The sequence below is a fragment of the Sphingomonas sp. S-NIH.Pt15_0812 genome (assembly GCF_003951315.1).
In the GTDB taxonomy this organism is placed as follows: Bacteria; Pseudomonadota; Alphaproteobacteria; order Sphingomonadales; family Sphingomonadaceae; genus Sphingomonas.
In genome coordinates, this window is record NZ_QLJH01000001.1 from 1 (window position 1) to 12,343 (window position 12,343).

The 12,343-nt window shown below is 67.4% G+C and carries 16 protein-coding genes; 3 read left to right on the forward strand and 13 right to left on the reverse strand.

The window, feature by feature from the left end:
* The 4 genes from BRX43_RS00005 to rimP all read right to left on the reverse strand — a co-directional run.
* A partial coding sequence (locus BRX43_RS00005) for a DUF448 domain-containing protein (protein WP_125992774.1) occupies positions 1-396 on the reverse strand: 396 nt, incomplete at its 3' end.
* Entirely contained in the window at positions 377-601 is a 225-nt protein-coding gene (locus BRX43_RS00010) for a 4-oxalocrotonate tautomerase family protein (RefSeq protein ID WP_125992775.1), read from the reverse strand. The genes BRX43_RS00005 and BRX43_RS00010, both read right to left, overlap by 20 nt.
* Positions 601-2,250, reverse strand: a complete 1,650-nt coding sequence (nusA, locus tag BRX43_RS00015) for a transcription termination factor NusA (RefSeq protein ID WP_125992776.1) — start codon at positions 2,248-2,250, stop codon at positions 601-603. The genes BRX43_RS00010 and nusA overlap by 1 nt, the downstream gene beginning before the upstream one ends.
* Positions 2,250-2,822, reverse strand: coding sequence for a ribosome maturation protein RimP (gene rimP / locus BRX43_RS00020; RefSeq protein WP_241214676.1), 573 nt, complete (start codon positions 2,820-2,822; stop codon positions 2,250-2,252). Before rimP ends, nusA begins: the two co-directional genes overlap by 1 nt.
* A gap of 181 nt (positions 2,823-3,003) precedes the next feature.
* On the opposite strand from rimP, the gene BRX43_RS00025 reads away from it, so the two are divergent.
* Complete coding sequence (locus BRX43_RS00025; RefSeq protein WP_125992778.1) at positions 3,004-4,200, forward strand: PQQ-dependent sugar dehydrogenase; 1,197 nt, start codon at positions 3,004-3,006, stop codon at positions 4,198-4,200.
* Positions 4,201-4,207: 7 nt separating this feature from the next.
* On the opposite strand, the gene BRX43_RS00030 is transcribed toward BRX43_RS00025, so the two are convergent.
* The 9 genes from BRX43_RS00030 to BRX43_RS00065 form a co-directional block, all read right to left on the reverse strand.
* Positions 4,208-5,524: a pilus assembly protein TadG-related protein gene (locus tag BRX43_RS00030; RefSeq protein WP_125992779.1), complete on the reverse strand. Its 1,317-nt coding sequence runs from the start codon at positions 5,522-5,524 to the stop codon at positions 4,208-4,210.
* A 14-nt stretch (positions 5,525-5,538) separates the two neighbouring features.
* Positions 5,539-6,060 (reverse strand): TadE/TadG family type IV pilus assembly protein, encoded by a 522-nt coding sequence (locus tag BRX43_RS00035; protein ID WP_164523476.1) that lies wholly within the window; start codon positions 6,058-6,060, stop codon positions 5,539-5,541.
* Between the two features lie 20 nt (positions 6,061-6,080).
* A complete protein-coding gene (locus BRX43_RS00040) occupies positions 6,081-6,632 on the reverse strand; it encodes a TadE/TadG family type IV pilus assembly protein (protein WP_125992781.1) in 552 nt (183 codons plus the stop codon).
* Between the two features lie 105 nt (positions 6,633-6,737).
* Positions 6,738-7,325, reverse strand: a complete 588-nt coding sequence (locus tag BRX43_RS00045) for an SURF1 family cytochrome oxidase biogenesis protein (protein WP_346962839.1) — start codon at positions 7,323-7,325, stop codon at positions 6,738-6,740.
* Between the two features lie 11 nt (positions 7,326-7,336).
* A complete protein-coding gene (locus tag BRX43_RS00050) occupies positions 7,337-7,729 on the reverse strand; it encodes a DUF983 domain-containing protein (protein ID WP_125992783.1) in 393 nt (130 codons plus the stop codon).
* Positions 7,730-7,752: 23 nt separating this feature from the next.
* A complete protein-coding gene (locus tag BRX43_RS00055) occupies positions 7,753-8,679 on the reverse strand; it encodes a cytochrome c oxidase subunit 3 (RefSeq protein WP_125992784.1) in 927 nt (308 codons plus the stop codon).
* Between the two features lie 131 nt (positions 8,680-8,810).
* Positions 8,811-9,356, reverse strand: a complete 546-nt coding sequence (locus BRX43_RS00060) for a cytochrome c oxidase assembly protein (RefSeq protein WP_125992785.1) — start codon at positions 9,354-9,356, stop codon at positions 8,811-8,813.
* Positions 9,353-9,490 carry a hypothetical protein gene (locus BRX43_RS20105; protein WP_164523477.1) on the reverse strand — a complete coding sequence of 46 codons (138 nt, stop codon included), beginning with the start codon at positions 9,488-9,490 and terminating at the stop codon, positions 9,353-9,355. The genes BRX43_RS00060 and BRX43_RS20105 overlap by 4 nt, the downstream gene beginning before the upstream one ends.
* Positions 9,487-10,401, reverse strand: a complete 915-nt coding sequence (locus BRX43_RS00065; protein ID WP_125992786.1) for a heme o synthase — start codon at positions 10,399-10,401, stop codon at positions 9,487-9,489. The genes BRX43_RS20105 and BRX43_RS00065 overlap by 4 nt, the downstream gene beginning before the upstream one ends.
* Before the next feature lie 170 nt (positions 10,402-10,571).
* On the opposite strand from BRX43_RS00065, the gene BRX43_RS00070 reads away from it, so the two are divergent.
* Positions 10,572-11,153, forward strand: coding sequence for an SRPBCC family protein (locus tag BRX43_RS00070; protein WP_125992787.1), 582 nt, complete (start codon positions 10,572-10,574; stop codon positions 11,151-11,153).
* Positions 11,150-12,334: a zinc-dependent alcohol dehydrogenase gene (locus BRX43_RS00075; RefSeq protein ID WP_125992788.1), complete on the forward strand. Its 1,185-nt coding sequence runs from the start codon at positions 11,150-11,152 to the stop codon at positions 12,332-12,334. The genes BRX43_RS00070 and BRX43_RS00075 overlap by 4 nt, the downstream gene beginning before the upstream one ends.
* Positions 12,335-12,343: the final 9 nt, after the last annotated feature.

The window sequence follows — 12,343 nt, forward strand, 5'->3', positions numbered from 1 at the left end:
CTCGATCCGGTCGGACCCGGTGACCAAGGTGCCCGCCTTCGCCTCCAGCCCCAGCCGGTCGAGCGCGTTGCGCTCCAGCGCCGACTCGATCAGCTGCGGCAGATCGTCGGGGATGGTCAGCGCGCTCGTCTTGAACGCGCGCGACAGCGCCCCGCGCAACCGGCCCTTGGCCAACGCCACGTCCAGTTCGGCACGATCAACGCCGATCCATGCGCCGCGGCCGGGGGCCTTGGCGCGCACGTCGGGCAGGATCACGCCATCCGGCGACAGCGCGAGTCGGACCAGCGCCACCGGCGAAGCGCGATCCTGGGACAGGATGCACTTGCGGACCGGACCGTCGATGTCGGCGTGCGCGCGCGTGTCTAGCGAGCGGGTCTCATTGCGAGGGGACCGCATCAGCGTCTCCCTTCGCGGCATCGCGGTCGGCGAGCAACTGCCCGCCGGCCCCGTAATTTTCGGTTGGCACTTCCTCGATCACGATCTGGACGGCGGCCGGGGTCTTGCCCAGCCGTTGCACCAGCGAATCGGTGACATCGGCGACGATCGCGGCCTTCTGGTCGCGCGTCGCCGTGCCGGAAATGCGGATGCTGACAAAGGGCATCAGGCCTGATGATCCTCCGTCGTCGCGTCGTCATCGCCGTCCACGCCCTGGGTCTCGTCCGACGACTCGGCGGCCGGGGCCTCCTCGTCCGCGAACCAATGCGCGCGGGCGGCCATGATGATCTCGTTGCCCTGCTCGTCGCTCAGCCCATATTCGGCCAGGATACCGCCCTTGGGTTCGGGGCGCTTGGTCTCGTCGTTGCGACGACGCTGTTCGGCGCGCTTCTTCTCGACCAGCTCGTCGGTCGCCAGGTCGGCCAGGTCGTCCAGCGTCTTGATGCCCGCCTTGCCGAGCGTGACCAGCATCGCCTCGGTCAGATAGGGCATGTCGATCAGCGCATCGTCGACGCCCAGCGCGCGGCGCTGCTCGCGGTTGTTCTGCTCGCGCCGGTCGAGCGCCTCCTGCGCACGGCTCTGCAGCTCCTGCGCCAGGTCGTCGTCGAAGCCCTCGATCGCCGCCAGCTCGTCGATCTCGACATAGGCGACCTCTTCGAGGTTGGTGAAGCCCTCGGCCACCAGCAGCTGCGCCAGCGTCTCGTCCACGTCCAGCTCCTGCTGGAACAGGTCGGAATTGGCGACGAATTCCTTCTGGCGCTTCTCGGAGGCGTCGGCCTCGGTCAGGATGTCGATCGCCTTGCCGGTCAGCTGCGACGCGAGCCGGACATTCTGGCCGCGACGACCGATCGCCAGCGACAGCTGGTCGTCGGGCACCACCACCTCGATCCGCTCCTCTTCCTCGTCGATCACGACGCGGCTGACCGAAGCCGGCTGGAGCGCGTTGACGACGAAGGTGGCGATGTCGGGCGACCAGGGGATGATGTCGATCTTCTCGCCCTGCATCTCCTGCACCACGGCCTGGACGCGGCTGCCCTTCATGCCGACGCAGGCGCCGACCGGATCGATCGAGCTGTCGCGGCTGATCACGCCGATCTTGGCGCGGCTGCCCGGATCGCGCGCGGCGGCCTGGATGGTGATGATGCCGTCGTAGATCTCGGGCACTTCCTGCGCGAACAGCTTCTTCATGAAGTCGGGGTGCGCCCGGCTCAGGAAGATCTGCGGGCCGCGATTCTCGCGCACCACCTTCAGGATCAGCGAACGGATGCGGTCGTTGACGCGCACCACCTCGCGGGGGATCTGCTGGTCGCGGCGGATCACGCCCTCGGCGCGGCCGAGATCGACGACGATATGGCCGAACTCGACGCGCTTGACGACGCCGGTGATGATCTCGCCCTGACGGTCCTTGAACTCTTCAAACTGCCGCTCGCGCTCGGCGTCGCGGACCTTCTGGAAGATGACCTGCTTGGACGCCTGCGCCTGGATGCGGCCGAATTCGATCGGCGGCAGCGGATCGACCAGGAAGTCGCCGACGACCGCGCCCTTCTTCAGCTTCTGCGCGTCCCTCTCGGATACCTGCTTGTAGAGATCGTCGACCAGCTCGACCACTTCGACGACGCGCCACAGGCGCAGGTCGCCGCTGTTCGGGTCCAGCTTGGCGCGGATGTCCATTTCCTGGCCGTAGCGGGTACGGGCGGCACGCTGGATCGCGTCCTCCATCGCCTCGATCACGATCGCGCGATCGATCATCTTCTCGGCCGCGACCGAGTTGGCGATCGCGATCAGTTCGGCGCGGTTGGCGGTGGCCGTGGCCATCAGTGGGTATCCTCTGCTGATGCGGGCGCCTCGTCAGGCGCATCTTCGAATTCGTCGGCGCCGTCCATGGACAGCGGCGCGGTGGCGGCGATGAGCCGGTCGGTCATCACCAGCTTGGCATGGTCGATCTGGTCGAAGCCGATCGTCGCCACGCCGTGCTGGCCCAGGTCGACCGAGATGCGGTCGCCCTCGACCCCGGCGATGTCGCCGGTCATCTGCTTGCGTCCGTCCACCGCCTCGGTCAGGCGGATGCGCGCCTCATGCCCGGTCCAGTCGCGATAGTCGGACAGGCGGGTCAGCGGCCGGTCGATGCCGGGGCTGGACACTTCCAGCCGGTACGCCTCGGCGATCGGGTCGCGCCCGGCCGCCTCCAGTTCGTCGAGCCGGTCGGAGATGCGGTGCGACAGCGCGGTGCAATCCTCGATCGTCAGCTGGCGCGTGTCGGGGCGCTCGGCCATCACCTGGAGCGTCGGGTCCGACTTGCCGCCGGTCATCTTCACGCGCACCAACGCGAAACCCAACGCTTGCGCTTCGGGTTCGATCAGGGCGGTCAGGGCAGCGATATCGGTCAAGCGGAACTCCATGCGAGGGCGCCGCCGCGGAGCCGGGCCCCGCAGCCTCCGCATCTGGCGATGTAGAGAAAGCGACGCGGATATATGCGAGTCGTCGCCATTCCACAAGCCTTGCCGATGCGGCTTGCATCCATGCCCGATATACGGACGTTGCAGTCCCGATCAACGGGAGAGGTCGGTCATGAAGAGCAACGGTCGTGTATCCCTGCTGGCGGCGTTGCCGTTCGCGCTTCTAGCCTGTTCGGGCAATGCCGCGCCGGGGGGCGATACGGCGGCCCCGCCGGTGGTCGACGCCCCCGCGCCGGGTCCGAGCGCCCCCGCGACGCCGCCGCCCGCCGGTGCCGAACCGTTCGTGAAGACGGTGGTGGCCGATTTCGACGCGCCCTGGGCGATGACCTTCCTGCCCGATGGCCGGATGCTGGTGACCGAGAAGGACGGGCGGATGCTGCTGGTGTCGGCCGATGGCCGCAGCCGCTCGACCGTGGCGACGGTCACCGTGGATTCGGCCGGTCAGGGCGGGCTGATGGACGTGGTGCTCGCCCCCGACTTCGCGCAGAGCCGGCGCGTCTATTTCAGCTATTCGGCGGCGGGCGAGGGCGGCAAGGGCGTGATATTGGCGCGCGGCCGGCTGCGGCCCGACGGCGCGGGGGGCGATCGGCTGGGCGAGATCGAGGCGATCTTCCGCGCGCGTCCCTTCGTGGCGGGCGACGGCCATTATTCGGGCCGCATCGCCTTCTCGCCCGACGGGCAATATCTGTTCTTCACCAATGGCGAGCGCCAGAAATTCACCCCGGCCCAGGACAAGGGCGGCACGCTGGGCAAGGTGCTGCGCCTGACGCCGGACGGACGGCCCGCGCCGGGCAACCCGCTGGCGGCACAGGGTTTCCAGCCCGAGGTGTGGAGCTATGGCCATCGCAACCTGTTGGGGCTCGCCTTCGACGCGCAGGGCCGCCTGTGGGAGCAGGAGATGGGGCCCAAGGGCGGCGACGAGATCAACCTGATCCAGCCCGGCCGTAATTACGGCTGGCCCAACGCCTCGAACGGGAGCCATTATGACGGGCGCGACATTCCCGATCACCGGGCGGGCGACGGCTATGAAGCGCCCAAGGTCTGGTGGAACCCGTCGATCTCGCCGTCCGGCCTGATGATCTATTCGGGCGCGATGTTCCCGGAATGGCGCGGCGACGCGTTCGTCGGTGGCCTGTCGAGCCAGGCGCTGCTGCGCATCCATCTGTCCGGCGAGCAGGCGGGCAAGGGCGACCAATGGGACATGGGCGCGCGCATCCGCGAGGTGGAGCAGGGGCCTGACGGCGCGATCTGGCTGCTGGAGGATGGCGGCGACTCGCAGGGTCGCCTGATCCGGCTGAGTCGCGGCTGACGCGGCCTCAGTCGGTCAGGCGCGAGGTCGCGATCACCTTCTGGAACAGCGCGCCCAGCGCGGCGGAGATGTCGCCGTCGGTGCCGACCTCGAACATCAGGTCGCTGGAGGCGCATTGTTGCAGCGCGGGGCGCAGCATGGGCAGCAACGGGACGATGTTGGCGATCGACCAGTCGTGATAGTTGACCGACTCCTCCTGATAGGTGGTGTAGAGGATCGCGATCTTGATGCGCCGGCCCTTGATCGCGGAACAGGCGGTCTGGATCATCGATCCCAACTGGCGGCCATTGATCTCCTCGTCGCGCATCCCGTCGGTGATCAGCATCACATAGGCCTGCGGCGTGTCGCCGGTCTGGCCGCTGCCGGTCCCGGCCATGGCCGGCATCAGCGCCATCTGCCGGCGAAGGGAGCCGTCATGCTCGGTCTGCCGGTCGTAATTCGGCTGACTGCTATCCACCGCGATGATGGTCGCCGCCGATGTCCCGGCCCTGGCAAGGGCATAGTCGTCGGTCAGCGGCGCGACGTTGCGGAAGTCGGCGGTCCGGTCGAAGGTGGAAACGGCAAAGCGATAGGTCGCGCCGTTCACCCGGCTTTCCCGCTGGGCATCCCCCAGCAGGTCCAGGATCGCCCGCTTGCCGGCATCGATGCGCAGTTCGATCCCATTGTCATGGGCCAGTTGATAATAATCGATCATCTTGCCGTCCCGATCGACCAGCCTGGGTTTGTCCGGGTTGATCTGGTGACAGGCGAAAGCGCATCCTCTGGGATTCGATGGGTCCACATTCCAGGTCTTCGCCCGCATCAGGGCGATGCCCGCGCGGGTGGTGGGCAGCGCCATCGAGCTGGACGTGTCGAGCATCACATGGAAGTCGATGTCCGGCGCGCGCTTGGCCATCGATCCGGCCGACCCGTTCACCGCCAGTTCGGCGATCCCCAATATGCCGCCGAAATAGGTGCGCGACCCACCGCTGAAGCGGATGGTGGCGCGGCGATACTGGCCGTCATGGGTGTCGTCGGACACGCTGATCGCCAGGTCGCCGGCCGCATTGGGATCGAGACGCAGGCCCGGGATCAGTCCCGCCGTCGCGCGGAACACGTCGCGGGCGCGTCGTTCGGCGACGGTGCTCGGCGCGTCCATCAGCGTCCGGCTGGTCGCCGTCAGCACGGCGGCGTCGGCGGCGGCGGCCAGCCGCGTCTGGATGCGCATCGCATTGGCATAGTCCAGGCTCATGCCGGTGGCGAACACCAGCACCGGCAGCGCCAGCGCGAAGATCATCAGGACCGCGCCGCGACGGTCACGGATCAGGTCGGCCAGGCCGCGCATCCCCCCCGTTCCCCTCAACCGTCCGACAGGACGACGCTGCGCGACCGGCGCGGCATCATGATGATCGACTGGCGCAGCCGGATCGGGCCGGGCAGCCAGCGTCCGGGATCATAGTCATAGGATACGTCGCTATAGATGAGCGACGTGCCGGGCACGCGCAGCGTCGCCGGGATTTCGGCGAGGGTCATCCGACGACCGACCCTGTCCGGGCGGTGGCCGGGATCGGCGTCGCTCCAGACGATGCGCGCGGCGAGCCTGTCGTCGATCGTCACCTGCGACACGCGGATCGTCGCCGCGGTTCCGGCGCATGGCGTCATCATCTGGCCCGAGGCGACGAGGATCGTGTCGAGCATCGCCGGCGACAGCAGCGCATATTGCGACACCAGATCGGCCATCGCCCGCGCGGTGATCGCCACCCGCCGGTCGCAGCCGGCGGCGAGCACCAGATGAACGATGGCCAGATAGACCATCACCATCAGCGGCAGCACCAGCGCGAACTCGACCAGCACCGCGCCGCGACGGTCTGCGCGGAGCATGGCGGGGGCGTCGCGGCGTCTCATGCGAAGGGCTCGGCCTTGAACATCTGCGTGCCGATGAGCAGGCGCTGCCCCGGTCCGCTGTCCGCCAGCGAGACGCCGAGCGGCCCGCCCGGCACCGGCCACAGATAGAGGATCCGCAACACCACCACGTCCCCCGGCGCGACCCGCTCGAACCGCCACTCATTGGTGACCCGGCCCTTGTCGTCGAAGCGGATCGTCGGCGCGGCGACATCGGCGTCGGCAAAGGCATCGGCGCGGCGCAGGTCGACCATCAGCCGCGTGCAGGACAGGAAGGGGGGCAGGCGATCGCAGGCCTGCCGCCGAAACCCGTCCGCGTCGACGCCGGCGATCGTCGTCTTGCCGGTCAGCACCTGTCGCGCCATCTGGTCGGCGACGGTCTGGAGCGTCTGTTGCGCGAACAGCGTCAGCCCGGTCGCCAGGATCGCGATCATCAGCGCGAAAAAGGCCGACCCGCACAAGGCGAACTCGATCGCCGCCACGCCGCGCCGATCCCGTGCCAGGGCCGACACGCGTTGAACCGGGCGGAAAGATGGGCGGACACGACGCATCGCCTTGCCCTGCCCGTCACCGGTGAAACACAGGTTAAGATATGATCGAGTTCCGTGCGGCTCCGCGAACTATGGCGGGTAGGGTGTTGATCCCGCCCGGTAAGATTATTTCGACGACGATCCTTTGCGGCGCAAGGCGAGGATGTAGATCACCACCGCCACGCCGGCGAACAGGAACCATTGCACCGCATAGGCGAGATGGTTGTTCGGCACCGATTCGAGATCGGGGGCCGGATTGGCCGCCAGTCCGGCGACCGGCTCGGCGGCGATCAGCATCAGCCTGGTGGGCTGCGGGTGCAGCGCCGCGCCGATCAGCGACTGGCCGCTGGGAGCGTGGCCGATATAGCCGGCCACCATGCCGCCGCCCCAGACCGGGTGCGCATTGGGATCGCGGGTGGTGCCGAGCTGCGCCATCATCGGTGTGGCACCGCCCCCGCAAGTGGCAATCGCCCGAAACCCCGCCGCGCCTGCGCCGGCCAGCCGGATCACCACCGGCGGCGCGCATCGGCCCGTGGCGCGGCGGAACAGCAGGCGCTCGTCGGCACGGGTGGGGAAGGGGATGGCGGGGCGCGTCGGATTGGCCGCCAGTTGCTGGAGGAAGGCGAGCTTCTGCGGCCGACGGTCGAGCAACTGCCATAGACCGAGCGCGATCATCGCGGCCACCGCCAGCGTGACCAGCATTGTGGCTAGCACCGGCACGCGCCTCACGGGTCGATCCGCCCCTCATGCGCGGCGTTACGGAATTCGGCCCAGAGCAGCATCGCCTTGGCGACCCGCAGCGACAGGATGGTCGCGACCGTCATGAACGGCACCCAGAGCAGCACATGCACCCACCAGGGCGGTTCGACCTTCACCTGCAACCAGATCGCCAGCCCCACGACCAGCGCGCCCAGGATCAGCGTCAGGAAGGCGGCCGGACCATCGCCGACATTGAAGCGGGTGAAGTCCAGCCCGCAGCGTCCGCAACGGTCCCGGAAGCGCAGCAATCCGGCATAGAGGCTCGGTTCGCCGCAGCGCGGGCACAGGCCCTTCATGCCCGCCTGGACGATGGTCGGTGCGCCGACCTCGCGCGGCGCGGGGACAGGATCGTCGGTCATCGCGCCCGCCCCCTCATGCCGGATCAGCCGCCGTGGACCGGCGCGCCCCAGCCACCCCAGACATAGATGGTGACGAACAGGAACAGCCAGACGACGTCGACGAAATGCCAGTACCAGGCCGCCGCCTCGAAGCCGAAATGCTGGCGGGGGGTGAAGTCGCCCTTATAGGCGCGGATCAGGCAGACGATCAGGAAGATCGTGCCGACCAGCACGTGGAAGCCGTGGAAGCCGGTCGCCATGAAGAAGGACGCGCCATAGTTGATCCCCTTGAAGGGGAAGGGCGCGTGCGCATACTCATAGGCCTGGATGCTGCTGAACAGCACGCCGAGCGCCACCGTCAGCCACAAGCCCTTCAGCACGCCATCGCGATTGCCGACGCCCAGCAGGCCCCACAGGCCGGTCTTCTCGCCGCCACGCTGGTTGTGGATCAGCGCATGGTGCGCCCAGGTGACGGTGGTGCCCGAGGTCAGCAGGATCAGCGTGTTGAGCAGCGGCAGTTCGAAGGCGTTGATGACCTCCAGCCCCTTGGGCGGCCATTGCGCGGCGATCGCGGTCGCGCCCTCGGCCGCGCGTTCGACCTGGCCGTCGACGAAGGTCATGGCGGTCGGGAACAGCGCGAAGTCGAAATAGGCCCAGAACCAGCCGACGAAGAACATCACCTCGGAGGCGATGAACAGGATCATGCCATAGCGGAAATGGAGCTGGACGACGGGGGTATGGTCGCCCTGATGCGCCTCGTGGATCACCTGCGCCCACCAGCTGTACATGGCGAACAGCACGGCGATCGTGCCCATGATGAAGATCCAGCCGCCGCCATTGGGCTTGTCGACATGGCCGCCATGCATCCACATGATCGCGCCCGCCGCCATCGCCAACGCCGAAAAGGACGTGAACAGGGGCAGGATGCTCGGCGGAAGGATATGATAATCGTGGTTCTTGGCGCCTGCCATAATCCTGTCCCCGTCTATCTTTTGCAGCCATCCTAGGGTCGTCCGCCGGACAGAACAATAGGGGATGACAGCGTGCGGACGGACGGCCGCCGACCGGTCGGACCGGCAAGTATGTCAGTCCGGTCGAGGGATCAGCCCGCCGTCCTGCCCTGTTCGGCCGGGTAGAAGGTATAGGACAGGGTGATGGTCTGGATGTCGGCGGCGTCGGGATCGGTCAGCATCGCCGGGTCGATGTAGAAGATCACCGGCATCCGCGCCGTCTCGCCGGGCTTCAGCGTCTGCTCGGTGAAGCAGAAACACTGGATCTTCTTGAAATATTTGCCGGCCTGCGCGGGCTGGACGTTGAAGGTGGCGGTGCCGGTCAGCGGCTGGCCGCTGGTGTTGGTCGCCTTGAAGAAGGCCATGTCGCGCGCGCCGACCGCCACCGTGTCGAACCGGCTTTCGGGCACGAAGCGCCAGGCCAGCTTGGGGCTGACATTGGTGTCGAAATCGACTCGGACCTGCCGGTCGACCGCGCCCGGCGCGGCGAGGCCGCGGCCGGTGGTGCCGTTCAGCCCGGTCGCCTGGCAGAACAGGCGATAGAGCGGCACGCTGGCCCAGGCCAGGCCGGTCATGAAGGCGATGCCCAGCACCGCCAGCAGCGCGGTGCGGCGCGTGCGGGCGGCGGGGTCGCTCAATGCGGCATCCCCGCCTGGATCTTGGCGATCGAGATGCCGAACACCAGCAGCACGAACGCCCCCAGCAGCACCGCCATCACGATCGCGCGCGACCGCTGGCGGCGACGGACCAGATCCTGTTCCTCGGGGGTCATGCGCTTCCTCCTGCCAGCAGCCAGCGATCGGCGACCAGCGCGCCGAAGATCACGAAGAGATAGAGGATCGAATATTTGAACAAACGCTTTTCCGGCTTCATCGCGTCGTCCGCGCCCGTCTGGCGCAGTGCCACCTGCGCGGCGAACAGCGCGAACACCGCCGTGGTGAGGCTGGCGGTCCAGCCATAGACCGCGCCGGTCAGCCCCAGCGGCCAGGGCAGCACCGCCGCCGCCGCCATCGGGATGGTGTACAGGCCGATCTGGGTCCGCGTCACCCGCTCGCCCGCGACGACCGGTAGCATCGGCACGCCGGCATTGGCGTAATCGGTCTTCACGAACAGCGCGAGCGCCCAGAAATGCGGCGGCGTCCACAGAAAGACGAGCATGAACATCAGGAACGGCAGCAGCGCGACCTGGTTGGTCGCCGCCGCCCAGCCGATCAGCGGCGGAAACGCGCCGGCCGCGCCGCCGATGACGATGTTCTGCGGCGTGCGCCGCTTCAGCCACACGGTATAGATCAGCACGTAGAACAGGATCGACACCGCCAGGATCGCCGCCGCCGTCCAATTGACCGCGACGAACATCAGGATGACCGAGAAGCTGGCGAGACCCACGCCGAAATGAAGCGCCGACTGCCGGTCCATCCGCCCGGCGGGCAGCGGCCGCTTCTGCGTCCGGCGCATGATCGCGTCGATATCCGCTTCATACCATTGGTTGAGCGCCCCCGCCGCGCCCGCGCCCAGCGCGATGCACAGGATCGCGGTGAAGCCCAGCACGGGGTGGATGCCGACCGGCGCGGCCAGCATCCCGCACAGGCCAGTGAAGACGACCAGCGTCATGACCCGGGGCTTGGTCAGCGCCAGGAAGTCGCGCCAGTCGGCCGGCGGCAGCAGGGGGGTCGCGGTGCTCATCTCTTGTCCGAGGATATAGGCCAGCGCGCGGGCGGGGCAAAGCCTTCGCCGAACACGGCCCGACGCTTTGATATGCATCAGCCAAATCCCCACTTTCCATGGATTTAGCCGGGAACCGGGGCGGTGGAGATGCGCTTCTTGGACCAACCCCAACCAAAGAGGCACCCGTTATGGCTGACGATAGCGTGAGGGACGATGCCCCGCCGGCCACGGCCAAGTCCGGCGACGCGGCCGAGCAGTTCGCCCAAGAGTTGCCGGAGGCCAAGGGCGACCAGGTCGTGGCCCGGTCGGTGACGATCAACCGGCCGGTCGGCGAGCTGTTCACCTTCTTCCGCGATTTCTCCAACCTGCCGAGTTTCATGGAGAATGTCGTCCGCATCGACATCCTCGACGACACGCGCTCGCATTGGGTGGTGAAGGCGCCCGGCGGTGGCACGGTGGAATGGACCGCGCGGATCACCGACGAGGCGGCCAATACCCTGATCGCCTGGACGTCGGAGGAAGGGGCGGACGTGCCGAACAGCGGCCATGTCACCTTCCGCGACGCCGGCGCGCGCGGCACGGTGGTGACCGCCACCATCCTCTATGATCCGCCCGCCGGCTTGATCGGCAAGATCGTCGCCAAGATGTTCCAGCGCGAACCCGCCATCCAGGCGCGCCGCGACCTGCGCCGGTTCAAGCAATTGATGGAAACGGGCGAAATCGCCACCCCGGCGATGAATCCCAAGCAGTTCGAGGAGATGGGACTGTGAAAGCCCTGGCCTGGCACGGCAAGCACGACGTCCGCATGGACACGGTCGACGATCCCGAGATCGTCAATCCGCGCGACGCGATCATCAAGGTCACCTCGACCGCGATCTGCGGGTCGGACCTGCATCTCTATGACGGCTATATCCCGACCATGAAGGCCGGCGACATATTGGGCCATGAATTCATGGGCGAGGTGGTCGAGGTCGGGCCGAAGTCGACGCTGAAGAAGGGGCAGCGTGTGGTGGTGCCCTTCACCATCGCCTGCGGCAGCTGCTATCATTGCGGCAAGCACCAATATTCGGCCTGCGACAACGGCTTGCCCGCCGACAACCAGGATATCGCCCAGACGCTCTATGGCCAGCCCATGTCGGGCCTGTTCGGCTACAGCCACATGACCGGCGGCTATGCGGGCGGACAGGCGGAATATGTCCGCGTGCCGTTCAGCGATGTCGGCCCGATCGTCATCCCGGACGGGGTCGACGACGACAAGGTGCTGTTCCTGTCCGACATCCTGCCGACCGGATGGCAGGCGGCGGAATATGCCCAGATCGAACCGGGCGACACGGTCGCGGTCTGGGGTTGTGGCCCGGTCGGGTTGTTCGCGGTCCAGTCCGCCTTCCTGATGGGTGCGGAGCGGGTGATCGCGATCGACCATTTCCCCAACCGGCTGGCGCTCGCCAAGCGCTTCGGCGCGGAGACGATCAACTTTGAGGAGACGGCGACCTATGAGGCGCTGATGGAGATGACCGGCGGCATCGGTCCCGATGCGGTGATCGACGCGGTCGGGCTGGAGGCGCACGGACTGTTCGTCGACAACGTCATCGACCAGATCAAGGCGTCGACCTTCCTCGGCACCGACCGGCCGCATTCGATCCGCCAGGCGATCATCGCCTGTCGCAAGGGCGGGCGGGTCTCCATGCCGGCGGTCTATGGCGGCTTCGTCGACAAGTTCCCGCTCGGCGCCTTCATGGAGAAGGGGCTGACCATGAAAACCGGCCAGACCCATGTGCAGCATTACCTGCCCGGCCTGCTCAACGCGATCATGGAAGGCAAGATCGACACCGAGTTCCTGATCTCGCACCGCATGCCGCTGATGGACGCGCCCAAGGGCTATAAGATGTTCCACGACCAGCAGAACGACGTGACCAAGATCGTGCTGAAACCCGGCATGGCCCAGGGTTGAAAACAGGAG

Coding starts and splice junctions, on each gene's coding strand:
- BRX43_RS00010 (WP_125992775.1), bottom strand. CDS start 601: ATGCCCTTTGTCAGCATCCGCATTTCCGGCACGGCGACGCGCGACCAG.
- nusA (WP_125992776.1), bottom strand. CDS start 2,250: ATGGCCACGGCCACCGCCAACCGCGCCGAACTGATCGCGATCGCCAAC.
- BRX43_RS00025 (WP_125992778.1), top strand. CDS start 3,004: ATGAAGAGCAACGGTCGTGTATCCCTGCTGGCGGCGTTGCCGTTCGCG.
- BRX43_RS00030 (WP_125992779.1), bottom strand. CDS start 5,524: ATGCGCGGCCTGGCCGACCTGATCCGTGACCGTCGCGGCGCGGTCCTG.
- BRX43_RS00035 (WP_164523476.1), bottom strand. CDS start 6,060: ATGCTCCGCGCAGACCGTCGCGGCGCGGTGCTGGTCGAGTTCGCGCTG.
- BRX43_RS00040 (WP_125992781.1), bottom strand. CDS start 6,632: ATGCGTCGTGTCCGCCCATCTTTCCGCCCGGTTCAACGCGTGTCGGCC.
- BRX43_RS00050 (WP_125992783.1), bottom strand. CDS start 7,729: ATGACCGACGATCCTGTCCCCGCGCCGCGCGAGGTCGGCGCACCGACC.
- BRX43_RS00055 (WP_125992784.1), bottom strand. CDS start 8,679: ATGGCAGGCGCCAAGAACCACGATTATCATATCCTTCCGCCGAGCATC.
- BRX43_RS20105 (WP_164523477.1), bottom strand. CDS start 9,490: ATGACCCCCGAGGAACAGGATCTGGTCCGTCGCCGCCAGCGGTCGCGC.
- BRX43_RS00065 (WP_125992786.1), bottom strand. CDS start 10,401: ATGAGCACCGCGACCCCCCTGCTGCCGCCGGCCGACTGGCGCGACTTC.
- BRX43_RS00070 (WP_125992787.1), top strand. CDS start 10,572: ATGGCTGACGATAGCGTGAGGGACGATGCCCCGCCGGCCACGGCCAAG.